The organism is Acrocarpospora corrugata, assembly GCF_009687845.1.
Classification (GTDB): Bacteria; Actinomycetota; Actinomycetes; order Streptosporangiales; family Streptosporangiaceae; genus Acrocarpospora; species Acrocarpospora corrugata.
Genome location: NZ_BLAD01000056.1, coordinates 16397 through 41168, shown reverse-complemented (window position 1 = coordinate 41168; position 24772 = coordinate 16397). Strand labels below are relative to the sequence as shown.

Here is a 24772-nt window from a genome sequence, read left to right as displayed (position 1 = left end):
TCTCGGGGCGTGAGCCGTATCGGGAATTCTGAGCAGTTGTTCGCGCGGGCCAAGGAACTGGTGCCAGGCGGGGTGAACTCGCCGGTCCGGGCCTTCGGGGCGGTGGGCGGGACGCCGCGTTTCATGGCGTCGGGGCAGGGCCCCTACCTCACCGACGTGGACGGCAACCAGTATGTGGATCTGGTCTGCTCCTGGGGGCCGATGATCCTCGGGCACCGGCACCCGGCCGTGGTGGCGGCCATCGAGGAGGCGCTGTCCCACGGCCTGTCCTACGGCACGGCCACCGAGGGCGAGGTCCGGCTCGCCGAGGCGATCGTCGACCGGATGAGCCCGGCGGTGGAGCAGGTCCGGCTGGTCAGCTCGGGCACCGAGGCGACCATGAGCGCGGTACGGCTCGCGCGCGGCTTCACCGGCCGATCGAAGATCATCAAGTTCGCCGGCTGCTACCACGGGCACGTGGACGCGCTGCTTGCCTCGGCCGGATCCGGCGTGGTCACCTTCGGCCTGCCGGACACCCCGGGCGTGACGGGCGCGTCGGCGGCGGACACGATCGTGCTGCCGTACAACGACGTGCCGGCGGTCGAGGAGGCGTTCGCGGCCGGGGGGATCGCCTGCGTGATCACCGAGGCGTGCCCGGCCAACATGGGCGTGGTGCCGCCCCTGGACGGCTTCAACCGCGGACTCCGCGACCTGTGCACCGAGCACGGCGCGCTGCTCATCGTGGACGAGGTGCTGACCGGCTTCCGGGTGTCAGAATCCGGCTGGTACGGTCTCGACCCCGTGAACGCCGACCTGATGACCTTCGGCAAGGTGATGGGCGGCGGCCTCCCGGCGGCGGCCTTCGGCGGCCGGGCCGACGTGATGGCGCATCTCGCCCCGGAGGGGCCGGTCTACCAGGCGGGCACGCTGTCGGGGAATCCGCTGGCGTGCGCGGCCGGGCTGGCCACGCTGACCGCGTGCGACGACGACGTGTACGACCGGGTGGACGCCTCCGCCCTGGTGATCGGCCGATCGGCCTCGGACGCGCTGGCCGCGGCGGGGGTGCCGCACCGGCTGCAGCGCGCCGGCAGCCTGTTCTCGATCTTCTTCACCGATCGGCCGGTGCCGGACTTCGCGACGGCGAAGACCCAGAACACGGCGGCCTACACGGCGTTCTTCCATTCGATGCTCGACCAGGGCGTCTATCTGCCGCCGTCCGCGTACGAGGCGTGGTTCCTGTCCGCCTCGCACGACGACGACGCGCTCACCCGGATCGCCGAAGCACTGCCCGCCGCGGCCAAAGCAGCGGCCATGGTGGCATGAAACGGTGGCATCAGGTTGATCGGCTCGGCTTCTTGGAGCGGGACTGGCGGGCCTGGGCGGCGAGGGTCTCCAGGTAGGAGAGCTCGGCGTGACGGGTGCTCTTCGTGAAGAGGTTGTTCAGGATTCTCATGTATTCATTGTCCAGCGCTTAACAGTTGAGCACAAGCGAGATTTTCTTAGGTGCATGGTTTAGGCTAGCTACATGTTGGACTTGCACCGGTTGAAGGCGCTGCACGCGGTCGCGACCTACGGTTCGGTCGGCGCGGCGGCGGAAGCGCTGATGGTGACGCCGTCCGCGATCTCCCAGCAGCTCGCCAAACTGGAGCGGGAGACCGGGGCCGTGCTGGTCGAGCGGAACGGGCGCGGCGTGAAGCTGACCGACGCCGCCGGGCTGCTGGCCGAGCACGCCGAGAAGATCCTGGCCCTGGTGGAGACCGCCGAGGCCGACTTCGAGGCGCTGCGCGGCGCGGTCGTCGGCAGGCTGTCCATGGCGGCCTTCCCGACCGCCGCGCGCGGCATCATGCCGAGCGCGCTCACCCTGCTCAAGGAGCGCCATCCGGACCTCGACATCCTGGTGCACGAGCGCGAGCCTGAACGGCAGTTGCGCGAGGTCACCCGGGGCGAGATCGACCTGGCCGTGGTGCAGGACTGGGTGAACCGGCCGATGGCCATCCCGGACGGCCTGTCCCGGGCCACCCTGCTGGAGGACGTGGCCGACGTCGCCGTACCGGCCGATCACGCGCTGGCCGACCAGCGCGAGGTGGCCCTGGCCGACCTGCCCGGCGATCAGTGGATCATCTCCACCCCGGGGACGGTCTGCCACGACTTCCTGATGTTCCTGATCCGGTCCTCGGAGAAGGAGCCCAAGGTGGTCTGCTACGCCGACGAGTACCCGAGCCAGCTGGCCATGGTCGCGGCCGGGCACGGGTATGCGCTGATCCCGCGCCTGGGCCGGGGCGTCGTCCCGGCGGGGGTGCGCATGGTGCCGATCCTGCCCCGCCCGATCCGCCGGGTCTACGGCCTCTGGCGGACCGACGCGGCCCGCCGTCCGGCCATCCGCGCGGCCGTGGAGGCGCTGCGCGCCGCGTGCGCCCCGCTGGCGCTGGAGCCGGGCGCGGCAACGCTTACCACGTCCGTTTAGCGCAGTAGGCTGGCGCCACCATGACTGAGACCACCGTCGTTCATCTGCTGCGCCATGGCGAGGTGTACAACCCCGCGGGCGTCCTCTACGGCAGACTGCCGGGATACCACCTGTCCGACAACGGCCGGGCGATGGCCGACATGGTGGCCAAGTCCATCGCGGGCCGGGACATCGTGGCGATCTGGAGTTCGCCGATGGAGCGCGCCCAGGAGACGGCCGCGCCGTGCGCCGAGGCGCTGGGCGGGCTTGAGGTCATCCTGGACGACCGCCTGCTGGAGGCGACCAACGTCTTCGAGGGCAAGAACCTCGTCAACGCCATGTTTCGCGATCCGCGCAACTACTGGCACCTCCGCGATCCTCGCCGGCCGACCTGGGGGGAGGCCTATTTGGATGTGGTGGCCCGGATGAAGTCCGTCATAGACTCCGCGCTCAAGGCCGTCCCCGGTCACGAGATCCTGCTGGTCAGCCACCAGCTGCCGATCTGGATCATAAGGCTGGCGGCGGAGAACCGGCGGCTCTGGCACGACCCGCGCCGCCGCCAGTGCTCGGTGGCCAGCCTGACCAGCTTCACCTTCGAGGACGAGCGGCTGGTCGCCGTCGGATACACAGAACCGGCCGCGATCCTGCAAAAGGGCAACCCCCTGGCCGGAGCCTAGGGCGAGGCGCCCCCACGGTAGAGTGACGTTGCTCTACTGGCCGTAGTACTAGGAGATCGTTCTCCGATGCCCACCAAACCCCTTGCCATCGCGCTTGCCGTCGTGCTGCTGACGGGTTGCGCGGGCAACCAGAGTTCGGGGCAGCCGGAGTCCGGGGACACGCGTTTCATCCCCGGAGACGGCAAGATCCAGATGTTCGAGCCGGGGGAGCGCAAAGCCGCCCCGGTGGTCGAAGGGCAGTCGCTGGACGGTTCCGCCGCCGCGCTGGCCAAGGGCAAGGTCGTCGTGCTGAACTTCTGGGCGTCCTGGTGCGCGCCCTGCCGGGCCGAGGGGCCGATCCTGAAGGACGTCGCCGCCCGGACCAAGGCGGAAGGGGCGGACTTCCTCGGGGTGAACTTCAAGGACCAGAAGACCGCCGCGCTGGCCTACGACCGGACGATGGAGCCGGGGTATCCGAGCATCCACGACCAGCAGGGCCAGGTGCTGCTCGGGTTCCAGGGGACCGTGCCGCCCGCCGCCATCCCGTCCACGCTGATCATCGACAGGAACGGCAAGATCGCCGCGCGGGCCCTCGGCGGGGTCAAATACCAGGCACTCCTCGACGCCGTCACCAAGGTCCTCCGTGAACCTCGCTGACACCGTCGCCTCGGGCTCGCTGCTGGTCGCGCTGCCGATCGCGCTGCTGGCCGGCCTGGTCTCGTTCCTCTCGCCGTGCGTGCTGCCGCTGGTGCCTGGCTACCTGTCCTACGTCACGGGGATGAGCGCCGACCCGCGCCGGCGCACGCTGGTGCTGGGCACCGGCCTGTTCGTGCTCGGGTTCGCCCTGGTCTTCGTGCTCGGCGGCGCGCTCTTCGGCGGGCTCGGCTCGGCCCTGCTCGGCAACGCCCAGACGATCACCCGGGTGCTGGGCGCGCTCACCATCGTGCTCGGGCTCGCGTTCCTCGGGCTGATCCCCGGGTTGCAGCGCGACTTCCGGATCCACAAGCTGCCCGCCGCCGGGCTGGCTGGCGCGCCGCTGCTCGGCATCGTCTTCGGCCTCGGCTGGACGCCGTGCATCGGCCCCACCCTGGCCGTCGTGCTGACCCTCTCCGTCGACCAGGGCAGCGCCGCCCGCGGCGCGCTGCTGGCCTTCGGATACGCCCTGGGCCTCGGCCTCCCGTTCATCCTGGCCGGGCTCGCCTACCGCAGGGCGCTGCGGACGTTCAAGGCGGTCCGCCGCCATTCCCAACTCATCACCCGGGTCGGCGGCGCGATGCTGGTGGCCGTGGGGCTGCTGCTCGTCACCGGCCTGTGGGGTGAGCTCATCGCGGGCCTGCAGGGCTGGGTGGGCGGATTCGAGCCGGTGATCTGATGACGGTAGTCGAAGAAGAGCAGAAACAGGCCGCCAAACCGGTCGGCCTGGGCGTGATCGGCTGGCTGCGCTGGGGCTGGCGCACGCTCACCTCGATGCGGACCGCGCTCATCCTGCTGTTCCTGTTCGCGCTGGCCTCGGTGCCCGGCTCGGTCTTCCCGCAGCGCGCCGTCGACCCCGGTCAGGTGGCCCGCTACTTCGCGGCGGAGCCGGTCAGGGCGGAGTGGCTGGACCGGTTCTGGATGTTCGACGTGTTCCGCTCGCCCTGGTTCGCGGCCATCTACCTGCTGCTGTTCCTGTCGCTGGTCGGCTGCGTGCTGCCGCGCACGCTCGCGCACCTGAAGGAGATCCGCCGCAAGCCCCCGGCCGCGCCGCGCAACCTGCTCCGCCTCCCGCACCACGCCGAACTCGACGGGGAACTGACCCTCGCCGATGCGGTGGCCGTACTGAAGAAGCGCCGTTTCCGGGTCGAGACCGGCCCCGACTGGGTGGCCGCCGAGAAGGGCCACCTGCGCGAGACAGGCAACCTGGTGTTCCACCTCGCGCTGCTGGTCCTGCTGCTCGCCGTCGGCGTCGGCGGCCTGTACGGCTACAAGGGCAACGTTCTGGTGGTCGAAGGCGACGGCTTCGCCAACACCGTGGCCGCCTACGACCGGTACGTCCCCGGCGCCTCGGTCACCGCGGAATCGCTGGAACCCTTCTCCTTCCGGCTCACCGACTTCCAGGCCACCTACGTCGGCCCCGGCCACGAGAAGGTCGGCCAGCCGCTCACCTACTCGGCCACCCTCAGCGTCAAGGACGCACCCGGCGCGCCCGACCGCGTGGTGGACCTTCAGGTCAACGAGCCGCTGGACGTGAACGGCACGCTCACCTACCTGATCGGCCACGGCTACGCGCCCGTCTTCACGGTCACCGACGGCGCGGGCCAGGTCGCGTACGAGGGCCCGGTGCCGTGCCTGACCTCCAACACCTCGACCTTCGAATCCGAATGCGTCATCAAGGTCCCCGACGCCGCCCCCCAGCAGCTGGCCTTCCTGGGCAGGTTCCTGCCGTCCACGCTGCCCGCCGGGGACGACTGGGTCTCGGTCTTCCCCGGCGCCGTCAACCCGACCGTGCAGATCTGGCCGTTCGCGGGGGACCTCGGCCTGGACTCCGGCCAGCCCCAGTCGGTCTACGACCTGGGCGCGCACCAGAACCTCAAACCGCTCGGCAAGATGACCGCGCAGCCGCGCCCGCTGGCCGTCGGCGAGGCGCTCGACCTGCCGGACGGCGCCGGAAAGATCCAGTTCACCGGCGTCAAGGAGTGGATCGCGCTGCAGACCACCTACGACCCCGGCCGGATGCCCGCGCTGCTGGCCTCGATCGCCACCGTGCTCGGCCTGGTGCTGTCGCTGACCATCCGCCGCCGCCGGGTCTGGGTCCGGATGACGGACGGAAGGGCCACGGTGGGAGGATTGTCGCGCACCGAGGGGTCGAACTTCACCGACGAGTTCGCCGAGATCGTCGCCTCGCTCAACCCCCGTTCAGGAGTCACGGATGACCGCTGACAGTCTGGCCACACTGAGCGACCAGCTCATCCTGGCCGCCATCCTGCTGTACCTGGCCGCCATGATCGGTTACGCGCTGGAGCTCGCCTTCGGCACCCGGCCGGCCCAGGTCCGCGAACTCGTCAGGTCCGACGGCGGCACCGTCACCGAGACCCAGCCGGGCGAACCGGTCGTCTGGGCCCGCCAGGCCGGCCGGCTCGCGGTGGGGGCCAGCTGGATCGGCTGGGCCGCCAACGTGACCGCCACGCTCACCCGCGGCCTGGCGGTCGAGCGGTGGCCGTGGGGCAACATGTACGAGTTCGTGGTGGCGATGATCCTCGCCGCCGTGACCGTCTACCTGTTCATGCAGCTGCGCTACCCGGTCCGGTTCCTGGGCGCGTTCGTGACCGTGATCGCCGCGCTCGGGCTCGGCTTCGCGGTCCGGGTGCTGTACACGCAGGCCGGTCCGGTGGTGCCGGCGCTGGACTCCTACTGGGTGGCCATCCACGTGTCCGCCGCGATCGCCGCCAGCGGCCTGTTCACGGTGGGCGGGGTGGCCGCCGCGCTGTACCTGATCCGCCGGGAGGGCGAGTCCCGGCTGCCGGCCCGCGCCGACCTGGAGCGGATCGCGCACCGGGTGATCGTGATCGGCTTCCCGATCTGGACGTTCGCCGTCATCTCCGGCGCGCTCTGGGCCGACAAGGCGTGGGGCCGATACTGGAACTGGGACCCGAAGGAGGTCTGGGCGTTCATCACCTGGGTGGCGTACGCGGCCTACCTGCACGCTCGCGCCACGGCCGGCTGGAAGGGCAAGGCCGCGATGATCGTGTCGCTGATCGCCTTCGGCTGCCTGCTGTTCAACCTGGTCGGCGTGAACATCTTCTTCGGCGGGCTGCACTCCTACGCGGACGTGCCCTAGTCCTCGTCGCGTAGCCGCCGTTCCAGGTTCCGGAGGAAGTCAGGGTCGTCGTCGGGTCCGCGCGGGCCTGACGGGGGCGGCGGCTGCTCGGCCTCGCTCGGTACGGCCGGCGCGTACTGTGGCCGCCCCGCCAGCAACCAGAGCAACCCCCCGATCGCCGGCACGACCGTAATGAGGACCCACATGCCTTTCGGCAGGCCGCGAATGTATTCGGCCGGTGTCGTGATCACGTCGAAGAGGCAGTAGAGCCAGAAGGCCAGCAACGCCAGACCGACAACCACGTTAGCCATGCCCACACGGTAAACGATGCGACCCGATGATCGGGTTTCCATCGCGATAGCCGTACATCATTAGGGATGACTCTCGAAGAGCGGCATCGTACGGTAGTGCGGTACAAGCACCTTCCCGACAAAGAGAGAGGTGCGATGGCGCAGCAGGGCGATAGAGGCCGCCACCGGCGAGGGACTCGGTGGTGGCAGCGGGGCCAGGTGGGGGCCACCTATGCGTCGCCTTACCGTGGGATCGAGACCGCAGAGCAGCGGGCGGAGAAACACCCGGACAAGCAGCCGGAGAAGCACATCGAGCGCCGGATGGCGGTGACCGCCCCCGTGGTGGATCGGCCCCAGTACACCTGGCGCGACTTCGAACTGGACGACCAACCGGCCAGGGCCTCGCCGCATCGGCCCGACCGGCCGGACAGCAGGGATGGGAGGCGGCACTGCGGGGCCCTGGAGCGGGTGCTGTACCGCCAGTGGGACGCACAGGACGGCCCGCCGTCGCCGGACGCGGTGCGCGCGGTGGACAGCCTGGCGCGGCTGCCCGACCGGCTCAAGGAGTTGCTCGCGGCCGGACTGGACGGCATCTACGTGGGCCGAGGCGGAGTTCCCGACCTGGACGACATGGGGTACCTGCGGGGTGCGCCGCTGCCGTCGGGCCGGGCCACCTGGGACATCTGCGCCGGCGCGTATGGCGACCGCAAGATCGTGGTGGGCGACCGGCCATCTCCGACACCAGATGTGATGATGCACGAAGTCGGGCATGCGCTGGACGACGTGGACGCCCGTCCGGGAGAGTGGGTTTCGGACTCACCGGAGTTCGCCGCTCTCTACGAGGAATGCCGTCCGTTACTCGCGTCGGCCTTCCACAAACAGCCGGGCACACTCGGTCGCAAGGAGTTCTTCGCGGACGCCTTCGCGGCCATCGCGTCACGGCAGCGGCCGGCCCTGGTGGACATGCTCGGCGGGAACACCCGGACCGCACTGAACGTCATGCTCTTCTTCAACAGGCGCTACGGAATATAGGTGGTCTAGCAATGTTCGTGATCCGGCTCGCTGACGGGACACTGCGCGTGCCGCAGTCGTTGACCAGCGATGACGGGCGCCTGATCGGCAACGCGTACGTCGAGATCGCGCCAGGCGAGCCGGACTACGACCAGTGGCTCCCCGAATCCATTACCGAGGAAGAAGAAGCCACCCGCCGTCGCCGCTGGCAAGAAGAAAACGACGCCCTGGAACAGGAGTTCCTGGCGTTCAAATCCGAGCTGGAGTAGCGGGCTCGCGCGCCGCGCTCGTCGATAACCCGGTGACCCTGCGCCTTCCGGGAGTCGCAGGATCACCAACAGCTGGTCATGTGGTGCAGGTGCTGCTGTGGTGCAGTGGTGCGTCAGACTCGCGGTGAGTCTCCGTTCGGCCGGTCGGCCGTCAGGACTTCCTCACCGCGAAGGAGGGCGTGTACTTCCGACTCGCGGAATCGCCGATGCCCTCCGGGGGTACGGATGCTGCTGATTCGCCCCGCCGCGGCCCAGCGTGTCACGGTCTTCGGGTCGACCCGGAAGAGGGCGGCAACCTCTCCAGGGGTCAGCAGTCGCTCGCTGCTACTCTCCACAATCTCTCCCCCTCGCATCCCGCGTCCTGCAGCGGGCGGACAGGTAACCAGTGTGCCGAGCGAAGCCTGATTTATCCGTGGTTTTCAGAGAAGATCACGGGTTGTTACCGGCTCAGTGCCCGATTGTTATATGATAGAGCCTCTTTGGGGCGCTCATGGGTGTTTCTTTACGAAAGCGCCGTGATGGGAACCCTAGCAGTGCTCGCGCCTGATGCGAAGAGAGTCCGCGATACGGGAGAGTGACGTAACCTCGACGCTGTGCGCGCGGTTATCGTTTACACCCTCTCCCGTCTGGGCTTGTTCGCCATCGCCTTGGGCGTGCTCTATCTCCTCGGTCTGCGCACTTACGCGCTGCTGGCCGTGGCCTTCTTGGTCAGCGGGCTGGCCAGTTACGTTCTGCTGTCAAGGCAACGTGACGCGGTCAGTACGCGGATCAGTAGTAGGCGCGACCTGCCCGAGGGCTAGGGCATCGGGAACAATCCGACTCGGGCATGGTACTCACCTCCCAGCCGCGTCGTGTCGCTTCCGACCAAAAGACCGTTCTTTACCGGGAGAAACGCTTTCACACCGATTCCCCGAGCCCGAGTCGGATTCCAGTCGAGGGCCTTCCCGGTGCTCGGATGGATCGCGCCGATCCCCGGCCGGGACACGGCGCCCTGGCCCGCGGTGTCGGAGCCGTACGGGTTGTCCAGCCAGCGCTGGTGGCCGCCGACGTAGACCGCGGCGCCGGTCACGGCCACCGAGTAGAGCGAGTCCCCGCCCGTGTGGTTCACCCAGGTCGGGCGGATTCCTTCGCCCTTCGCGTAGGTCTCGAAGCGGGCCGCGGTGTCGCAGAGTTTGCGGGTGCGGGGAGCCGGTCCGCCGGTGGTGACCACCACGAAGTAGGAGCCGTCGGGGGACAGGTCCAGGCCGCGGACGTAGGACGGGAACACCGCCAGGCACTCCGGCGCGTACGCGTCGGTGCGCCAGTCGGCCACCTTGCCGGTGGTCAGGTCGATCACGCCGAGTTGCGGGCGGGGGAGGCCGTCCAGGGTGGTGAAGGAGCCGTCCACGACCAGCCGGTCGTGGCTGGCCGCCATCGCCGTGATTTTCGTCTCACCGCCGCCGGGGGTGACGGTGAAGGTCGGGTCCACGGCGCCGGTGGTCGCGTTCAGCCTGGCCAGGGCGGGTCTGGTGGCGCGGGCGATCTGGGTGAAGTCGCCGCCCACGTAGAGCTGGTCGCCGCGCCGTACCAGGCTGGAGACCTCGCCGCCGTAGGTGGCGCCGGTGAAGGAGCGGACCGGCGCGCCGTCGGCGAGGTCCAGCCGGACCAGGCCGCGGGTGAACGCGCCGCCGGCGTAGACCGTTCCACCGGCGCCGGAAGCCAGCGCGAACACCGGCCCGTCCATCCTGGGCGCGAAGCCGGGGTCGATCCTGCCGGTCCGCAGGTCGAAGGCGAACAGGTTCGGGCGGCGCAGCTCGGTCGTGCTCCCCACGTTCCTGACCAGGCTGAACTCGCCCCCCACCACCACGGTGTCGCCGACCAGGGCGAGCGCGTTGACGATGCCGTCGAGCACATGCGGGGTCCGTCCCGACGGGTTCGCGGAGACCACCTGCGCCTGCCGGATGCCGGCCTGAGCGGGGCCGATCGGGATCACCATCGCCGCCGACACGAATGTCGCGATTAAATTTCTGGCACGCATTCCCCAAGTCCTAGCAGACTCTCCGTAGCGAAGAGGTGACGTTCCGTGCATGAGCGGGAACGCTAGGGTTGTGCCATGACGCGCGCATCTTTGGACAAGCAGCCGCACGAAGTCGCCGCGATGTTCGATCGCACGGCCCGGCGTTATGACCTGGTCAACGACGTGCTGTCACTTGGCCAGGACCGGCTGTGGCGGCGCGCCACGGCGCGCGCGGTGGACGCAGGGCCCGGCGAGGTCGTGCTGGATCTGGCGGCCGGCACCGGCACCTCCACGGACGCCTTCACCACGCTCGGCGCGCGCGCCATCGCCTGTGACTTCTCCCTCGGCATGCTCAGGGCCGGCGTCCAGAAACACGGAGGTTCCGGCCTGTCCGGCGCCGGCGTCAGCTTCGTCGGCGGCGACGCGCTCCGGCTGCCCTTCGCGGACGGCGCGTTCGACGCGGTGACCATCTCGTTCGGCCTGCGCAACGTCGCCGACACCCACCAGGCCCTGGCCGAGCTGCTGCGCGTCACCCGCCCCGGTGGGCGCCTGGTGATCTGCGAGTTCTCCCGCCCGCCGGTCAAGGCCTTCGACGTGGTCTACACGCAGTACCTGATGCGCCTGCTCCCGCAGGTGGCCCGCGCGGTCAGCTCCAACCCCGACTCCTACGAATACCTGGCCGAGTCCATTCGCGACTGGTACGACCAGGCGGAGTTGTCGCAGGTCATGCAGACCGCGGGCTGGCGCAGGGTGGCCTGGCGCAATCTGAGCCTGGGCATCGTGGCCCTGCACCGGGCAGTCAAGGCCGCCTGAAATAGCCCGGCGAAAGCTATCCCACCTTGCCACGCCTATATCCATCCGGCCTAGCTCGGTAAACTCCGCACCGTAAGCCATATGTCCCGGCTTGGCCGCGCCTGTGTCTGGACTGAGGAACGCAGGGGAGCGAAGCGCCCCGGAGTGACGAGGGAAGACTCAGGCTAAGGAGCGGCCAAGCCCGCCGATCCGAAGGATCGGCAATAAGCACTGCAATTCCCGCGGGGAATCTATTCGGGATGCCGCAGGGTACCCGTTTCGGTCTTGAAAGCCACGTTAAGCTGGGATATTTACCCGTATTATGGGTGGGTTTGCTGGAGGGAGATGGTCGGTGGCGCCGGAACTCAGCCCGACTGTCTGTCGGCGTCGGCTCGCGGTCGAACTACGCCGGCTGCGTGAGGCGGTGGGGCTCAGCGGCGTGCAGGTCGCCGACCAGCTCAAGTGGTCGACGTCCAAGATCAGCCGGCTGGAGAACGGGCAGATCCTGCCCCGTGAGCGCGATGTCCGCACGCTGCTCACGCACTACCGGATCGGGTCCACGACCAGTCAGTTCCTGCTCGCGCTGGCCGCGCGGGCGGAGAGCAAGGGCTGGTGGGACGCCTACGCGGACACGCTGCCGGAGTCGTACGTGACCTATGTCGGCCTGGAGACCGCCGCCGAGGAGATGCTGACCTGGCAGTCCCGCGGCATCCCCGGCCTGCTCCAGACGGTCGAGTACGCCCGCGCCCTGAACAGCACCGAGACCTTCACCCGGCTCTCGCCCGGCGAGGTCGAGCGGCGCACCCAGGTCCGGGTCCGCCGCCAGGCGCTGGTGGCCGAGCAGCTGCTGCGGGTCAGCGCGGTGGTGGACGAGTCGGCGCTGTTACGCCGGTTCGGCTCCGAGCAGGTCATGCGGGAACAGCTCCAGCATCTGTACGCGCTGGCCGAACTCCCCAACGTCTCGGTCCGGATCCTGGCCCTGGACGGCCCGCATCCGATCGACTCCGACAGCTTCGTAATCCTGAAATTTCCGGAGATCAATGGGTTCGGGCCGCTCTATGACGACGTGGTGTATCTGGAGAGCGTGGCCGGCGGAACGTTTCAGGAGGATGAGGCCACCACGTACCGGTTCCGCCTGCTCCTGGACCATCTCAGGGACGCGTCCCTGAGCGAGGAGGAGTCCATGACGCTCATCGCCGCTCGCGCTGAGATGTAGGCAGTTGTTCCAGTAGTGCCCTGTAAGGGTGCTTTGTAAAGCTCTGCCGTATTTCTGGGCCGGGGAACCCGGGTATACCCACCCCGGTTTCCGGGCAAAGGATGCGGCAATGGCGGCTGCCAGTGGCAAGCGGATCGATTGGCGTAGGAGCACCTTCAGCGGTGTGAACGGGGAATGCGTGGAGGTCGCGGTGGTCGACGACACGGTCGCGGTCCGTGATTCCAAGCACCCGGGCTGTTCACCCCTGATCTTCACGCCCGGCGAGTGGGTCGCATTCCTGGGCGGCGTGCGCGCCGGGGAATTTGACCTGGCGAATTGGGAACGCTCCGAACAGGATTACCAGGAGTGACTGACAGAACCCCCTGATTTGGGGGATCATGGGTACCCCGTCGTACCAACCTTCGCCCCTGTCCCTCGGGTCACGGGCGTCTTCATAATTGGAGAACGTTCATGCAGTCGCCGCATGACTGGGTCAAGAGCAGCTTCAGCAGTGTCAGCGGTGAATGCGTGGAGGTGCGCATGGGCGAGAGCGTCGGCATGCGCGATTCAAAGAATCCCGCCGGCGCCGCCCTCGACTTCCCCCGCGACGTCTGGTCCGACTTCATCCAGACCCTCAAGCAAGGCAGTGTTTAAGGCCGATCCTCCGGATCGGCGGCCAAGCCAGTTACCGGCTAGTAGCCGCCTACCCCCTGACAAAGCGGCAACGGGACGCACTAGACTGCGGCCGACAAGTTTGTGAAGAGGTTCACAAAGGCACGAAGGCCCTAACCGTCCCGGCTTTCGTCCTAGGACAGGACAGGTCCCCCGTGAGCGAGTCAGGCCCCGCGACAGAGCGGGTGGCGGCGGACGCCGACGTGATCGTCGTTGGCGCCGGCCCCGCCGGGTCGACGACTGCCTACTATCTGGCGCAGTCCGGCCTCTCGGTCCTGTTGCTGGAGAAGACCAGGTTCCCGCGCGAGAAGGTCTGCGGGGACGGGCTCACGCCGCGTGCCGTGAAAGAGCTCCTGGCCATGGGCGTCGACATCGGCGCCCCTGGCTGGGTGCGGAACAAGGGCCTGCGCGTGGTCGGCGGCGGCCGCAGCTTCGAGCTGGACTGGCCCGAGCTGCAGAGTTTCCCGGACTTCGGCCTGGTGCGAACCCGGCAGGACTTCGACCAGATTCTGGCCGGCAACGCCGTCAAGGGCGGCGTGAGGCTGCTGGAGGGCGTCAACGTCGCCGGTCCTGTGCTGGACGAGCGCAGCGGCCACGTGATCGGCGTGCGCTCCCAGACCGGCGAGGTGTACCGGTCCAGAGTGGTCGTCGCCGCCGACGGCAACTCCACCCGGCTCTCTCTCGCGATGGGCCTGCACAAGCGCGAGGACCGCCCGATGGGCGTCGCGGTCCGGACGTACTACACCAGCCCGCGCCACGACGACGACTACCTGGAGATCTGGCTCGAACTCTGGGACGGCGACCGCCTGCTGCCCGGCTACGGCTGGATCTTCGGCGTCGGCGACGGCACGGCCAACGTCGGCCTCGGGCTGCTCAACACCAGTGAATCTTTCAAGAACATCGACTACCGCGACCTGGTCCGCCGCTGGGTCCGGCACATGCCCCCGGAGTGGGGTTTCACCGAGGAGAACCGGACCACGCCGATCCGCGGCGCGGCCCTGCCGATGGCCTTCAACCGGCAGCCCCACTACACCCGTGGCCTGGTCCTGGTCGGCGACTCCGGCGGCATGATCAACCCCTTCAACGGCGAAGGCATCGCGTACGCGATGGAGACCGGCAGGATCGCGGCCGACACCATCGCGACGGCACTGGCCCAGCCCACCGCCGCCCAGCGCGAGCGCACCCTGCGCGCGTATCCGGGGATACTCAAGGACGCGTACGGCGGATACTTCACTCTCGGTCGCCTGTTCGTGGAGGCGATCGGCAAGCCCGGGGTGATGGGCTTCATCACCCGGCATACACTGCCGCATCCGGTTCTGATGAGATTCGCCATGAAGTTACTCGCGAACCTCACCGACCCCCGGCGCGGCGACGCGTCGGACCGGATCATCAACGCCCTGTCCAAAGTCACTCCGCCGGCATGACTATCGTGAAACTGAACCTGATGATCTCTATCACCGAGAGGACGCCTTAGCGATGGAGCTCTACGCGCCCATCCTGGTGCTCGCGGTCCTTGCGGCGGGATTCGCCGTCTTCTCCGTGAGCGTCGCCCCCTTCACCGGACCCAAGCGCTGGAACCGCGCCAAGCTGGACGCCTACGAGTGCGGCATCGAGCCCACTCCGCAGCCGGTCGGCGGCGGTCGGTTCCCGCTGAAATACATGATCACCGCGATGCTCTTCATCGTCTTCGACATTGAGATCATCTTCCTCTATCCGTGGGCGGTGGCCTTCGACCAGCTCGGCGTCTTCGGGCTGATCGAGATGGTGCTGTTCATCGTCACCGTGCTCGTGGCGTACGCCTACGTGTGGCGCCGCCGCGGCCTGGATTGGGACTAGATAGCCATGGGCATCGAAGAGAAACTCCCCAGCGGGTTCGCGCTGACCACGGTCGAGCAGATGGCCGGTTGGGCGCGGAAGAACTCCGTGTGGCCGGCGACCTTCGGCCTGGCCTGCTGCGCCATCGAGCTGATGTCGACCGGCGGCCCGACCCACGACCTGGCCAGGTTCGGCATGGAACGCGCCTCGGCCTCGCCCCGGCAGGCCGACCTGATGATCGTGGCCGGCCGGCTGTCCCAGAAGATGGCCCCCGTGCTGCGCCAGATCTACGACCAGATGGCCGAGCCCAAGTGGGTCATCTCGATGGGGGTCTGCGCGTCCACTGGCGGAATGTTCAACAACTACGCCATCGTGCAGGGCGTGGATCACGTCGTGCCCGTCGACATCTACCTGCCCGGCTGCCCGCCGCGCCCGGAGATGCTGATCGACGCCATCGTCAAGCTGCACGACAAGATCCAGAACATGAAGTTCGGCGCGCACCGCGAGAAGCAGGTTCAGGAGCTCGAACTCCAGGCGCTGCGGACGCTGCCGCTGATCGACCAGGGGATGCAGAAATGAGCGACAACCTGCCCGAGGTGCCCCAGGAACCGGTCGCCAGGACCGGCATGTTCGGCGTCGCGGGCTCCGGTGACACCTCCGGCTACGGCGGCCTGGTGGTCCGCCGCGCGCCGCAGCTGGCCACCCCCCGCCCGTACGGCGGCTACTTCGACGAACTCGTGGACGCACTCCCCGAGGAGCTGCTGGAACGGGTGGTCGTGGACCGCGGCGAGCTCACCCTGCACGTGGTCAAGGACCGCCTGGTCGAGACCATGCAGCGGCTGCGGGACGACCCGGCGCTCCGGTTCGAGCTCTCGCTTGGCGTCTCCGGGGTGCACTACCCGGAGGAGGCCGGCGCCGAGCTTCGGGCCGTCTACCACCTGGTCTCCATTACGCTGAACCGCCGGGTCAGGGTCGAGGCCGCCACGGCCGACACCGACCGGCACATTCCGTCCACAGTCTCGGTCTACCCGACCCACGACTGGCACGAGCGCGAGACCTACGACTTCTTCGGCATCGTCTTCGACGGTCACCCGGCGCTCACCCGGATCGAGATGCCGGACGACTGGGAGGGGCACCCCCAGCGCAAGGACTACCCGCTCGGTGGCATTCCGGTCGAGTACCGCGGCGCGGAGATCCCCGCCCCCGACCAGAGGAGGTCATACGCATGACGACCCACGCCACCGAAGCGGCCGAGGGCAAGGTCTACGACGTCGCCGGCCAGGACTGGGACCAGCTCGTCGACACCGTGCTGGAGTCCGACGAGGAGCGCCTCGTCATCAACATGGGCCCGCAGCACCCGTCCACGCACGGCGTGCTCCGCCTGGTCCTCACCCTGGACGGCGAGACGGTCACCGAGGCCCGCACGGTCATCGGCTACCTGCACACCGGCATCGAGAAGAACATCGAGTACCGGACCTGGACCCAGGGCGTGACTTTCGTCACGCGGATGGACTACCTGTCCCCGATCTTCAACGAGACCGCGTACTGCCTGGGCGTGGAGAAGCTGCTCGGCATCACCGACCGGATCCCGGCCAGGGCCGAGGCCATCCGGGTGATGATGATGGAGCTCACCAGGATCTCCTCGCACATGGTGGCGATCGGCACCTTCGGCATGGAGCTCGGCGCGACCACGCCGTTCCTGTTCGGCGCGCGCGAGCGCGAGATGGTGCTGGACGTGATGGAGTACATCACCGGCCTGCGGATGAACATGGCCTACGTCCGGCCCGGCGGGGTCAGCGTGGACCTGCCCGCCGGCGCGCTGGACAAGGTCGGCGAGCTGCTGAAGGTCATGCCGCAGCGGATCAAGGACATGCGCAAGCTGCTCGACGCCAACCCGGTCTACCTGCGCCGCACCAAGGACGTGGCGTACCTGGACCTGACCGGCTGCATGGCGCTGGGCATCACCGGGCCGATGATCCGGGCCGCCGGGCTGCCGTGGGACCTGCGCAAGTCGCAGCCGTACTGCGGGTACGAGACCTACGACTTCGACGTGCCGGTGCAGCAGTCCTGCGACGTGTACGGCCGCTACCTGGTCAGGGTCGCCGAGATGGAAGAGTCGCTCAAGATCATCGAGCAGTGCCTGGAGCGCCTCGCGGGGCCGCTCAAGGCCGGTCCTGTGATGATCGAGGACAAGAAGATCGGCTGGCCGGCGCAGCTCGCGCTGGGCCCCGACGGCCTCGGCAACTCGCCCAACCACATCGCGCACATCATGAGCAGCTCGATGGAGGCCCTGATCCACCACTTCAAGCTGGTCACCGAGGGCTTCCGGGTGCCGGCCGGTCAGGTGTACGCCTCGGTCGAGTCGCCGCGCGGCGAGCTCGGCGCGCACGTGGTCAGCGACGGCGGCACCCGGCCGTACCGTGTGCACTTCCGCGACCCGTCCTTCACGAACCTCCAGGCCGTCCCGGCCATGTGCGAGGGCGGCATGATCGCCGACGTGATCGCGGCGGTCGCTTCGATCGACCCCGTTATGGGAGGTGTGGACCGGTGACGTACTCACCCGAGGTCCGCGAGCGTCTGGAGACCGACGCCAAGGAGATCATCGGCCGCTATCCGAAGGCGCGGTCGGCGCTGCTGCCGCTGCTGCACCTGGTGCAGTCGGAGGACGGCTACGTCTCCGACGACGGTCACGAGTTCTGCGCGGAGATCCTCGGCCTGTCCAAGGCCGAGGTGGTCGGCGTCTCGACGTTCTACACGATGTACAAGCGCAAGCCCGCCGGGGAGTACCACGTCGGGGTCTGCATCAACACGCTCTGCGCGGTGATGGGCGGCGACCAGATCTGGTCGGAGCTGACCGAGCACATGGGCATCGGCGCCGACGAGACCACGCCGGACGGCAAGGTCTCGCTGGAGCGGATCGAGTGCAACGCGGCCTGCGACTTCGCGCCGGTGATGACGGTCAACTGGGAGTTCTTCGACAACCAGACGCCGGCCTCGGCCAAGCAGCTGGTGGACGACCTGCGGGACGGCGCCAACGTGCTGCCGACCCGGGGCCCGAAGAAGCTCTGCTCGTTCAAGGACGCCTCGCGCATCCTCGCCGGGATCCCCGACGATCTCGCGGGTGACGGCCCGTCCGCCGTCGGGCCGTCGCTGGAGGGCCTGCGCATCGCCAAGGCCAACGGCTGGGAGGCTCCGAAGTGACGACGCTCACCCCGATCCTGACCAAGAACTGGGATCTGCCCAACTCCTTCACGCTGGAGGGGTACGGCGACTACTCGGCGGCCAAGCGGGCGCTGGGCATGGACCCGGACGCGATCATCCAGGCGGTCAAGGACTCCGGCCTGCGGGGCCGTGGCGGCGCGGGCTTCCCGACTGGCATGAAGTGGGGATTTATCCCACAAAATGACGGCAAGCCGCATTACCTGGTCGTCAATGCCGACGAATCCGAGCCGGGAACCTGCAAGGACATCCCGCTCATGATGGCCAACCCGCACGCGCTGGTCGAGGGCATCATCATCACCGCGTACGCGATCCGGGCCAACCACGCGTTCATCTACGTGCGCGGCGAGGTCCTGCACGTGGTCCGGCGGCTGCACGCGGCGGTCCGGGAGGCGTACGAGAAGGGCTACCTCGGCACCGGGATCTTCGACTCCGGGTTCGACCTGGAACTCGTGGTGCACTCCGGCGCGGGGGCGTACATCTGCGGCGAGGAGACCGCGCTGCTGGACTCGCTGGAGGGCTACCGTGGCCAGCCCCGGCTGAAGCCGCCGTTCCCGGCGGTGGCCGGCCTCTACGCGGCCCCGACGGTCATCAACAACGTCGAGTCCATCGCCTCGGTCCCGTCCATCCTGGCCAACGGCGCGGACTGGTTCGCCGGCATGGGCACCGAGAAGTCCAAGGGCTTCGGCATCTTCTCGCTCAGCGGCCACGTGACCAGGCCCGGCCAGTACGAGGCCCCGCTCGGCATCACGCTGCGCGAACTGCTCGACATGGCGGGCGGCATCCGCGAGGGTCACCGGCTCAAGTTCTGGACCCCCGGCGGCTCGTCCACGCCGATCTTCACCGACGAGCACCTGGACGTGCCGCTCGACTTCGAGTCGGTCGGCGCCAAGGGCTCCATGCTCGGCACCCGGGCCCTGCAGATCTTCGACGAGACGGTCTGCGTGCTCCGCGCGACGCTGCGCTGGACCGAGTTCTACGCGCACGAGTCCTGCGGCAAGTGCACCCCCTGCCGGGAGGGCACCTTCTGGCTGAAGCAGGTGCTCAAGCGGCTGGAGGCGGGTCAGGGCGGCGAAGAGGACCTCGCTACCATCACCGACATCGCGGACAACATTCTCGGACGTTCGTTCTGCGCGCTCGGCGACGGGGCGACCAGCCCGATCTACTCGTCGGTCAAGTACTTCCGCGACGAATACCTGAAGCACTTCGAGATCGGCGGCTGTCCGTTCGATCCCGCACTGTCCACCGTGTGGGGGGCCAAGTGACCATCCAAGCAACACAGCCCGAAGTGGCGACCGTCGATCTGGTGACGCTCACCATCGACGGCTTCCAGGTCAGCGTGCCGAAGGGCACGATGATCATCCGGGCCGCCGAGCTGCTGGGGATCCAGATCCCCCGCTTCTGCGACCATCCGCTGCTGGACCCGGCGGCCAACTGCCGCCAGTGCCTGGTGGACATCACCGACGCCGGCAACGGCCGGGGCTTCCCGAAGCCGCAGCCGTCCTGCGCCATCGAAGTGGCCGAGGGCATGGTGGTGCAGAGCCAGCTCACCTCGCCGGTCGCCGAGAAGGCGCAGCGCGGGGTGATGGAGATGCTGCTGCTCAACCACCCGCTGGACTGCCCGGTCTGCGACAAGGGCGGCGAGTGCCCGCTGCAGAACCAGGCCATGTCCAACGGGCAGGGCGAATCCCGGTTCCAGGAGCAGAAGCGCACCTTCCCCAAGCCGATCCCGCTCTCCACCGAGGTGCTGCTGGACCGGGAGCGCTGCGTGCAGTGCGCCCGCTGCCTGCGCTTCTCCGACCAGATCGCGGGCGACCCGTTCATCGAGTTCTTCGAGCGCGGGGCCAAGGAGCAGGTCGCGGTCGCCGAGGGCGAGCCGTTCCAGTCCTACTTCTCCGGCAACACCATCCAGATCTGCCCGGTGGGCGCGCTCACCGGCGCGGCCTACCGGTTCCAGTCGCGGCCGTTCGACCTGGTCTCCACGCCGAGCGCGTGCGAGCACTGCGCGTCCGGCTGCTCGCTCCGCACCGACCACCGCCGCGGCAAGGTCACCCGCCGGCTGGCCGGGGACGACCCGCAGGTCAACGAGGAGTGGAACTGCGACAAGGGCCGGTGGGCCTTCGCCTACACCACCGCCCCCGACCGGCTGCGCACCCCGCTGGTCCGCAACGCCGAGGGCGTGCTGGTCCCGGCCTCCTGGCCGGAGGCCCTCGCGGTCGCCGCCGCCGGACTGGCCGGCCGCCGCGCGGGCGTGCTGGTCGGCGGCCGGGTCACGGTCGAGGACGCGTACGCCTACAGCAAGTTCGCCCGGGTCGCGCTCGGCACCAACGACATCGACTTCCGGGCCAGGGCCCACTCCGCCGAGGAGGCCGAGTTCCTGGCCCACGCGGTGGCCGGCAAGGGCATCGACATCTCCTACACCGACCTGGAGAACGCGCCGGCCGTGCTGCTGGCCGGTTTCGAGCCGGAGGAGGAGTCGCCGATCATCTTCCTGCGACTCCGCAAGGCGTACCAGAAGAAGGGGCTGCGCGTGTACGCGCTGGCCCCCTTCGCCACGCCCGGCCTGGCCAAGATGGGCGGCACCCTGATCAGGACCGTCCCCGGCGAAGAGGCCGAGGTGATCGGCGAGCTGACCAACAGCGGCGGCACCATCCCCGAAGGCGCGATCATCCTGGTCGGCGAGCGGCTCGCCGGGACCCGGGGCGCGCTGTCGGCGCTGCTCCGGCTGGCCCGCTCGACCAGCGCCAGGATCGCCTGGGTGCCCAGGCGGGCCGGCGAGCGCGGCGCGCTCGAAGCGGGCGCGCTGCCCAACCTGCTGCCGATAGGGCGGCCGGTCGGCGACGCCAACGCCCGCGCCGAAGTGGCCCGCGCCTGGAACGTGTCCACGCTGCCGGAGACCCCCGGGCGGGACACCTCCGGCATCCTGCGCGCCGCCCTCGACGAGGAGCTCGACGCGCTGGTCGTCGCCGGGGTCGACCCCTACGACCTGCCCGACCCCGAGCTCGCGCTGCGGGCCCTGGAGAACACCCCGTTCATCGTCAGCCTGGAGATCCGGGCCAGCGCCGTCACCGACCGCGCCGACGTGGTGCTCCCGGTGGCCGCGGTGGCCGAGAAGGCCGGCGCGTTCGTGGACTGGGAGGGGCGCGGGCGCTCCTTCGAGGCCGCCACCCCGGTGCCCGGCGTGCTGAGCGACCTGCGGGCCGTCGTCGCGCTGGCCGACCACATGGACGTGCACCTGGCGCTGCCCGACGTCGCCGCGGTCCGCCGCGAGCTGGGCGGGCTCGGCGCCTGGAAGGGCTCCCGCCAGGCCGCCCCCATCGTCACCGGCGGCTCCGGCAAGGTGCCGCAGGCCGGGCAGGCCGTGCTGGCCACCTGGCGGCTGCTGCTGGACGACGGCAAGCTGCAGGACGGCGAGCCGTACCTGGCGGGCACCGCCCGCGAGGCGGTCGCGCTGCTGTCCGCGGCCACCGCCGCCGAGATCGGCGCGGTCGACAAGATCGCCGTCAACGGGGTCACCCTGCCGCTGCGCGTCGCCGACCTGCCGGACCGGGTGGTCTGGGTGCCCGCGAACTCGGGCGGCGTCTCGGCCACCCGCGACCTGCGGGCCGCGGCCGGCGACCTCGTCACCATCATCGGCCCTGAGGAGCGGCCATGACCTTCCTTGTCAGTCCGGTGGCCAATCCGGGGCCGACCAGCCCCGGGCCCACCTTGGCGGACTTCGGCCACGATCCGTTGTGGATCAGCATCATCAAGGCCGTCTTTCTCTTCGTCTTCCTGATGGTCGGCGTGCTGATGGGCGTGTGGACCGAGCGCAAGCTCATCTCACGCATGCAGCACCGCTACGGCCCCAACCGGGCGGGCAAGTTCGGCCTGCTGCAGACCGTCGCGGACGGTCTGAAGATGGGGCTGAAGGAAGACCTGATGCCGCGCAAGGTCGACAAGCTGCTCTACTTCCTGGCCCCGGTGATCATCGCGGTGCCGGCCTTCCTGGCCTTCTCGGTGATCCCGTTCGGGCCGGTCGTGTCGATGTTCGGGGTGAAGACGCCGCTCCAGCTGACCGACCTGCCGGTGGCGGTGCTGCTGATCCTGGCGATGGCCTCGATCGGGGTGTACGGGATCGTGCTCGCCGGGTGGGCGTCGCGCTCGCCGTACGCGATCCTGGGCGGGCTGCGGTCCAGCGCGCAGGTGGTCTCGTACGAGATCGCGATGGGCCTGTCCTTCGTGGCGGTCTTCCTCTACGCGGGCACCCTGTCCACCTCCGAGATCGTCGCCAAGCAGGCCGACGGCGGCTCGTTCGCGCTCGGGAGCCTGAACATCCCGCTGCCCTCCTGGTACGCGGTGCTGCTCATCCCGTCGTTCCTGATCTACGTGCTGACCATGCTCGGCGAGACCAACCGGGTCCCGTTCGACCTGCCGGAAGGCGAGGGCGAACTGGTCGGCGGCTTCCACACCGAGTACTCCTCGTCGCTGAAGTTCGCCATGTTCATGCTGGCCGAGTACGTGAACGTGTTCGTCGTCTCCGGCGTCGCGACCACGCTGTTCCTCGGCGGCTGGCGGGCCCCCTGGCCGATCTCGCTGTGGGACGGCGCCAACGTCGGCTGGTGGCCGATGCTCTGGTTCTTCGCCAAGCTCGTCCTGCTCTTCTGCTTCTTCGTCTGGGTCCGCGCCTCGCTGCCGCGGGTCAGGTACGACCAGCTGATGCACTTCGGCTGGAAGGTCCTGATCCCGCTGAACCTGGCCTGGATCCTGATGGTGGCCAGCTTCCGCGCCCTGCGGGTCGACAACAGCCCGCTCGTCATCGTGCTGATGGCGATCGTGGTGGTCGGCGCGCTCGGCGTGTACTTCCGGTTCGACACCGTGCTGCAGCGCCGCAGGGAGCAGCGGGCCGCCCAGGAGGCGGAGGAGTTCGACCAGCTCCGCGACCAGCCCACGGCCGGCGGGTTCCCGGTGCCCGCCCTTGATCTTCCGCACTACCACGGGGCCACCACGGGGCTTAATCGCAAGGAGGTCCCCAGTGCCTAAGTTCGAATGGCTGAATCCGGTCAAGGGGTTCGGCGTCACCTTCCACCACATCTTCAAGAAGCCGATCACGGTCAACTACCCGGAGGAGAAGCGCCCGACGGCGCCTCGCTTCCACGGGCGGCACCAGCTCAACCGCTGGCCGGACGGCCTGGAGAAGTGCATCGGCTGCGAGCTGTGCGCCTGGGCGTGCCCGGCCGACGCCATCTTCGTGGAGGGCGGCGACAACACCGACGAGGAACGCTACTCGCCCGGTGAGCGGTACGGCCGGACGTACCAGATCAACTACCTGCGGTGCATCCTGTGCGGCCTGTGCATCGAAGCGTGCCCGACCCGGGCGCTGACGATGACCAACGAGTACGAGCTGGCCGACACCACCCGCGAGTCGCTCATCTACACCAAGGAGATGCTGCTCGCCCCGCTGATGGCCGGCATGGAGCAGCCGCCGCACCCGATGCGCCTCGGAGAGACCGAAGAGGACTACTACCGGTTGGGGCGCGACAATGGGTGAGACGGTCACGTTCTGGGTGCTGGCGGTGGCCTCCGTCGCCGCGGCGCTCGGACTCGTCTTCAGCCGCAAGGCGGTGTACTCCGCGCTGATGCTCGGCGTGGTCATGCTCTCGCTGGCGGTGCTCTACGCCGTACAGGACGCGCCTTTCCTGGCCGCGGTGCAGATCATCGTCTACACCGGCGCGGTCATGATGCTCTTCCTGTTCGTGCTCATGCTGGTCGGCGTGGACTCCTCGGACTCGCTGGTGGAGACCCTGCGCGGCCAGCGCTTCTGGGCGTTCCTGGCCGGTCTCGGCTTCGCCGTCCTGCTGGCGCTCGGCTTCGGCAACGTCGTCTTCGCCGCGCCGACCGGGCTGGCCGCCGTCAACCAGGCCGGCAACGTGCCCAGCCTGGCCGAGGCGATCTTCACTCGGTACGTCTTCGCGTTCGAAGTCACCTCGGCGCTGCTGATCACGGCGGCGCTGGGCGCGATGGTGCTCGCGCACCGGGAGCGCGCCGAGGCGAAGGCCACCCAGAAGGACCTGTCCAGGGCCCGGTTCGTCGCGTTCGGCGAGACCGGCGCCAACCCGGCCTCGCTGCCGGGTCCCGGCACCTACGCCCGGCACAACGCCATCGACATGCCCGCGCTGCTGCCCGACGGATCGATCTCGCAGCTGTCGGTCAACCGGCACCTGGCCCGGCACACCGAAGAGCTCCTCGAAGAGCGTTCCGGTGAGCTGGACGCGTCCGAGACCCCGGTCGCCGAGATCACGGAAGGCGAGAACTCCAAGTGACCACCCACTACCTGATCCTGAGCGCGCTGCTGTTCGCGATCGGCGGCATCGGCGTGCTGATCCGGCGCAACGCCATCGTGGTCTTCATGTGCGTGGAGCTCATGCTCAACGCCTGCAACCTGGCGTTCGTCACCTTCGCCCGCCAGCACGGGAACATCGAGGGCCAGGTCATCGCCTTTTTCGTGATGATCGTGGCGGCCGCCGAGGTCGTCGTGGGGCTGGCCATCATCGTGACGATCTTCCGAACCCGCAGGTCCGCGTCCGTCGACGACGCCAGCCTGCTGAAGTACTAAAGAGGTGACCGTGGAACCCGCTGAGATCCTCTCGAACCCGGGCG

The 24772-nt window shown here is 68.9% G+C and carries 29 protein-coding genes; 26 read left to right on the top strand and 3 right to left on the bottom strand.

The window, feature by feature from the left end; genetic code table 11:
• Positions 1-9: 9 nt before the first annotated feature.
• From hemL to ccsB, 7 genes are all read left to right on the top strand, one after another.
• Positions 10-1302, top strand: coding sequence for a glutamate-1-semialdehyde 2,1-aminomutase (hemL, locus tag Acor_RS21025; protein ID WP_155338414.1), 1293 nt, complete (start codon positions 10-12; stop codon positions 1300-1302).
• Positions 1303-1504: 202 nt separating this feature from the next.
• Complete coding sequence (locus Acor_RS21020; RefSeq protein ID WP_155338413.1) at positions 1505-2443, top strand: LysR family transcriptional regulator; 939 nt, start codon at positions 1505-1507, stop codon at positions 2441-2443.
• A gap of 20 nt (positions 2444-2463) precedes the next feature.
• Positions 2464-3099, top strand: coding sequence for a histidine phosphatase family protein (locus tag Acor_RS21015; protein WP_155338412.1), 636 nt, complete (start codon positions 2464-2466; stop codon positions 3097-3099).
• Positions 3100-3165: 66 nt separating this feature from the next.
• Positions 3166-3735 (top strand): TlpA family protein disulfide reductase, encoded by a 570-nt coding sequence (locus tag Acor_RS21010; RefSeq protein WP_155338411.1) that lies wholly within the window; start codon positions 3166-3168, stop codon positions 3733-3735.
• Positions 3722-4450: a cytochrome c biogenesis CcdA family protein gene (locus tag Acor_RS21005; RefSeq protein WP_155338410.1), complete on the top strand. Its 729-nt coding sequence runs from the start codon at positions 3722-3724 to the stop codon at positions 4448-4450. Before Acor_RS21010 ends, Acor_RS21005 begins: the two co-directional genes overlap by 14 nt.
• Positions 4450-5997, top strand: coding sequence for a cytochrome c biogenesis protein ResB (gene resB / locus Acor_RS21000; protein WP_155338409.1), 1548 nt, complete (start codon positions 4450-4452; stop codon positions 5995-5997). The genes Acor_RS21005 and resB overlap by 1 nt, the downstream gene beginning before the upstream one ends.
• Entirely contained in the window at positions 5987-6895 is a 909-nt protein-coding gene (gene ccsB / locus Acor_RS20995) for a c-type cytochrome biogenesis protein CcsB (protein ID WP_155338408.1), read from the top strand. The genes resB and ccsB overlap by 11 nt, the downstream gene beginning before the upstream one ends.
• Here the strand turns inward: ccsB and Acor_RS20990 are convergent.
• The gene (locus Acor_RS20990; RefSeq protein WP_155338407.1) at positions 6892-7185 is read right to left on the bottom strand and encodes a PLDc N-terminal domain-containing protein; all 294 of its coding nucleotides are present in this window, start codon (positions 7183-7185) and stop codon (positions 6892-6894) included. The genes ccsB and Acor_RS20990 overlap by 4 nt on opposite strands.
• Before the next feature lie 198 nt (positions 7186-7383).
• On the opposite strand from Acor_RS20990, the gene Acor_RS20985 reads away from it, so the two are divergent.
• Positions 7384-8196 carry a hypothetical protein gene (locus tag Acor_RS20985; RefSeq protein WP_246238857.1) on the top strand — a complete coding sequence of 271 codons (813 nt, stop codon included), beginning with the start codon at positions 7384-7386 and terminating at the stop codon, positions 8194-8196.
• Between the two features lie 11 nt (positions 8197-8207).
• Positions 8208-8444 carry a hypothetical protein gene (locus Acor_RS20980; protein ID WP_155338406.1) on the top strand — a complete coding sequence of 79 codons (237 nt, stop codon included), beginning with the start codon at positions 8208-8210 and terminating at the stop codon, positions 8442-8444.
• Between the two features lie 113 nt (positions 8445-8557).
• On the opposite strand, the gene Acor_RS20975 is transcribed toward Acor_RS20980, so the two are convergent.
• Complete coding sequence (locus Acor_RS20975; RefSeq protein WP_155338405.1) at positions 8558-8797, bottom strand: BldC family transcriptional regulator; 240 nt, start codon at positions 8795-8797, stop codon at positions 8558-8560.
• 240 nt (positions 8798-9037) lie between these two features.
• Here Acor_RS20975 and Acor_RS20970 point away from each other — a divergent pair, with 240 nt between their 5' ends.
• Complete coding sequence (locus Acor_RS20970) at positions 9038-9244, top strand: DUF4229 domain-containing protein (RefSeq protein WP_155338404.1); 207 nt, start codon at positions 9038-9040, stop codon at positions 9242-9244.
• Here the strand turns inward: Acor_RS20970 and Acor_RS20965 are convergent.
• Positions 9241-10461, bottom strand: a complete 1221-nt coding sequence (locus Acor_RS20965; protein ID WP_170317018.1) for a delta-60 repeat domain-containing protein — start codon at positions 10459-10461, stop codon at positions 9241-9243. The two genes, Acor_RS20970 and Acor_RS20965, sit on opposite strands and share 4 nt — an antisense overlap.
• 75 nt (positions 10462-10536) lie before the next feature.
• Here Acor_RS20965 and Acor_RS20960 point away from each other — a divergent pair, with 75 nt between their 5' ends.
• From Acor_RS20960 to nuoK, 16 genes are all read left to right on the top strand, one after another.
• Positions 10537-11253, top strand: coding sequence for a demethylmenaquinone methyltransferase (locus tag Acor_RS20960; RefSeq protein ID WP_155338403.1), 717 nt, complete (start codon positions 10537-10539; stop codon positions 11251-11253).
• A 331-nt stretch (positions 11254-11584) separates the two neighbouring features.
• Positions 11585-12448: a helix-turn-helix domain-containing protein gene (locus Acor_RS20955; protein WP_170317017.1), complete on the top strand. Its 864-nt coding sequence runs from the start codon at positions 11585-11587 to the stop codon at positions 12446-12448.
• 109 nt (positions 12449-12557) lie between these two features.
• The gene (locus tag Acor_RS20950) at positions 12558-12797 is read left to right on the top strand and encodes a DUF397 domain-containing protein (RefSeq protein ID WP_155338401.1); all 240 of its coding nucleotides are present in this window, start codon (positions 12558-12560) and stop codon (positions 12795-12797) included.
• Positions 12798-12898: 101 nt separating this feature from the next.
• On the top strand, positions 12899-13081 hold the full coding sequence (locus Acor_RS20945; RefSeq protein ID WP_155338400.1) for a DUF397 domain-containing protein: 183 nt from the start codon (positions 12899-12901) through the stop codon (positions 13079-13081).
• 173 nt (positions 13082-13254) lie between these two features.
• Complete coding sequence (locus Acor_RS20940) at positions 13255-14523, top strand: geranylgeranyl reductase family protein (protein ID WP_155338399.1); 1269 nt, start codon at positions 13255-13257, stop codon at positions 14521-14523.
• Between the two features lie 52 nt (positions 14524-14575).
• Entirely contained in the window at positions 14576-14935 is a 360-nt protein-coding gene (locus Acor_RS20935; protein ID WP_155338398.1) for an NADH-quinone oxidoreductase subunit A, read from the top strand.
• Positions 14936-14941: 6 nt separating this feature from the next.
• The gene (locus Acor_RS20930) at positions 14942-15493 is read left to right on the top strand and encodes a NuoB/complex I 20 kDa subunit family protein (protein ID WP_155338397.1); all 552 of its coding nucleotides are present in this window, start codon (positions 14942-14944) and stop codon (positions 15491-15493) included.
• A complete protein-coding gene (locus tag Acor_RS20925) occupies positions 15490-16143 on the top strand; it encodes an NADH-quinone oxidoreductase subunit C (protein ID WP_155338396.1) in 654 nt (217 codons plus the stop codon). The genes Acor_RS20930 and Acor_RS20925 overlap by 4 nt, the downstream gene beginning before the upstream one ends.
• Positions 16140-17465, top strand: coding sequence for an NADH-quinone oxidoreductase subunit D (locus Acor_RS20920; RefSeq protein WP_155338395.1), 1326 nt, complete (start codon positions 16140-16142; stop codon positions 17463-17465). Before Acor_RS20925 ends, Acor_RS20920 begins: the two co-directional genes overlap by 4 nt.
• Complete coding sequence (nuoE, locus tag Acor_RS20915; RefSeq protein ID WP_155338394.1) at positions 17462-18115, top strand: NADH-quinone oxidoreductase subunit NuoE; 654 nt, start codon at positions 17462-17464, stop codon at positions 18113-18115. Before Acor_RS20920 ends, nuoE begins: the two co-directional genes overlap by 4 nt.
• A complete protein-coding gene (gene nuoF / locus Acor_RS20910) occupies positions 18112-19398 on the top strand; it encodes an NADH-quinone oxidoreductase subunit NuoF (RefSeq protein ID WP_155338393.1) in 1287 nt (428 codons plus the stop codon). Before nuoE ends, nuoF begins: the two co-directional genes overlap by 4 nt.
• Positions 19395-21788, top strand: coding sequence for an NADH-quinone oxidoreductase subunit G (locus Acor_RS20905; protein WP_155338392.1), 2394 nt, complete (start codon positions 19395-19397; stop codon positions 21786-21788). Before nuoF ends, Acor_RS20905 begins: the two co-directional genes overlap by 4 nt.
• Positions 21785-23155: an NADH-quinone oxidoreductase subunit NuoH gene (gene nuoH, locus Acor_RS20900; RefSeq protein ID WP_155338391.1), complete on the top strand. Its 1371-nt coding sequence runs from the start codon at positions 21785-21787 to the stop codon at positions 23153-23155. Before Acor_RS20905 ends, nuoH begins: the two co-directional genes overlap by 4 nt.
• Complete coding sequence (nuoI, locus tag Acor_RS20895; protein ID WP_155338390.1) at positions 23148-23663, top strand: NADH-quinone oxidoreductase subunit NuoI; 516 nt, start codon at positions 23148-23150, stop codon at positions 23661-23663. The genes nuoH and nuoI overlap by 8 nt, the downstream gene beginning before the upstream one ends.
• On the top strand, positions 23656-24435 hold the full coding sequence (locus Acor_RS20890) for an NADH-quinone oxidoreductase subunit J (protein ID WP_155338389.1): 780 nt from the start codon (positions 23656-23658) through the stop codon (positions 24433-24435). The genes nuoI and Acor_RS20890 overlap by 8 nt, the downstream gene beginning before the upstream one ends.
• Positions 24432-24728 carry an NADH-quinone oxidoreductase subunit NuoK gene (gene nuoK, locus Acor_RS20885; RefSeq protein WP_155338388.1) on the top strand — a complete coding sequence of 99 codons (297 nt, stop codon included), beginning with the start codon at positions 24432-24434 and terminating at the stop codon, positions 24726-24728. The genes Acor_RS20890 and nuoK overlap by 4 nt, the downstream gene beginning before the upstream one ends.
• Positions 24729-24772 lie beyond the last annotated feature (44 nt).

Excerpts from the sequence above, each read along its gene's own strand:
- Acor_RS21020 (WP_155338413.1), top strand. The coding sequence starts at position 1,505 with ATGTTGGACTTGCACCGGTTGAAGGCGCTGCACGCGGTCGCGACCTAC.
- Acor_RS21015 (WP_155338412.1), top strand. The coding sequence starts at position 2,464 with ATGACTGAGACCACCGTCGTTCATCTGCTGCGCCATGGCGAGGTGTAC.
- Acor_RS21010 (WP_155338411.1), top strand. The coding sequence starts at position 3,166 with ATGCCCACCAAACCCCTTGCCATCGCGCTTGCCGTCGTGCTGCTGACG.
- resB (WP_155338409.1), top strand. The coding sequence starts at position 4,450 with ATGACGGTAGTCGAAGAAGAGCAGAAACAGGCCGCCAAACCGGTCGGC.
- ccsB (WP_155338408.1), top strand. The coding sequence starts at position 5,987 with ATGACCGCTGACAGTCTGGCCACACTGAGCGACCAGCTCATCCTGGCC.
- Acor_RS20990 (WP_155338407.1), bottom strand. The coding sequence starts at position 7,185 with ATGGCTAACGTGGTTGTCGGTCTGGCGTTGCTGGCCTTCTGGCTCTAC.
- Acor_RS20980 (WP_155338406.1), top strand. The coding sequence starts at position 8,208 with ATGTTCGTGATCCGGCTCGCTGACGGGACACTGCGCGTGCCGCAGTCG.
- Acor_RS20975 (WP_155338405.1), bottom strand. The coding sequence starts at position 8,797 with ATGCGAGGGGGAGAGATTGTGGAGAGTAGCAGCGAGCGACTGCTGACC.
- Acor_RS20965 (WP_170317018.1), bottom strand. The coding sequence starts at position 10,461 with ATGCGTGCCAGAAATTTAATCGCGACATTCGTGTCGGCGGCGATGGTG.
- Acor_RS20960 (WP_155338403.1), top strand. The coding sequence starts at position 10,537 with ATGACGCGCGCATCTTTGGACAAGCAGCCGCACGAAGTCGCCGCGATG.
- Acor_RS20950 (WP_155338401.1), top strand. The coding sequence starts at position 12,558 with ATGGCGGCTGCCAGTGGCAAGCGGATCGATTGGCGTAGGAGCACCTTC.
- Acor_RS20945 (WP_155338400.1), top strand. The coding sequence starts at position 12,899 with ATGCAGTCGCCGCATGACTGGGTCAAGAGCAGCTTCAGCAGTGTCAGC.
- Acor_RS20935 (WP_155338398.1), top strand. The coding sequence starts at position 14,576 with ATGGAGCTCTACGCGCCCATCCTGGTGCTCGCGGTCCTTGCGGCGGGA.
- Acor_RS20930 (WP_155338397.1), top strand. The coding sequence starts at position 14,942 with ATGGGCATCGAAGAGAAACTCCCCAGCGGGTTCGCGCTGACCACGGTC.
- Acor_RS20925 (WP_155338396.1), top strand. The coding sequence starts at position 15,490 with ATGAGCGACAACCTGCCCGAGGTGCCCCAGGAACCGGTCGCCAGGACC.
- Acor_RS20920 (WP_155338395.1), top strand. The coding sequence starts at position 16,140 with ATGACGACCCACGCCACCGAAGCGGCCGAGGGCAAGGTCTACGACGTC.
- nuoH (WP_155338391.1), top strand. The coding sequence starts at position 21,785 with ATGACCTTCCTTGTCAGTCCGGTGGCCAATCCGGGGCCGACCAGCCCC.
- Acor_RS20890 (WP_155338389.1), top strand. The coding sequence starts at position 23,656 with ATGGGTGAGACGGTCACGTTCTGGGTGCTGGCGGTGGCCTCCGTCGCC.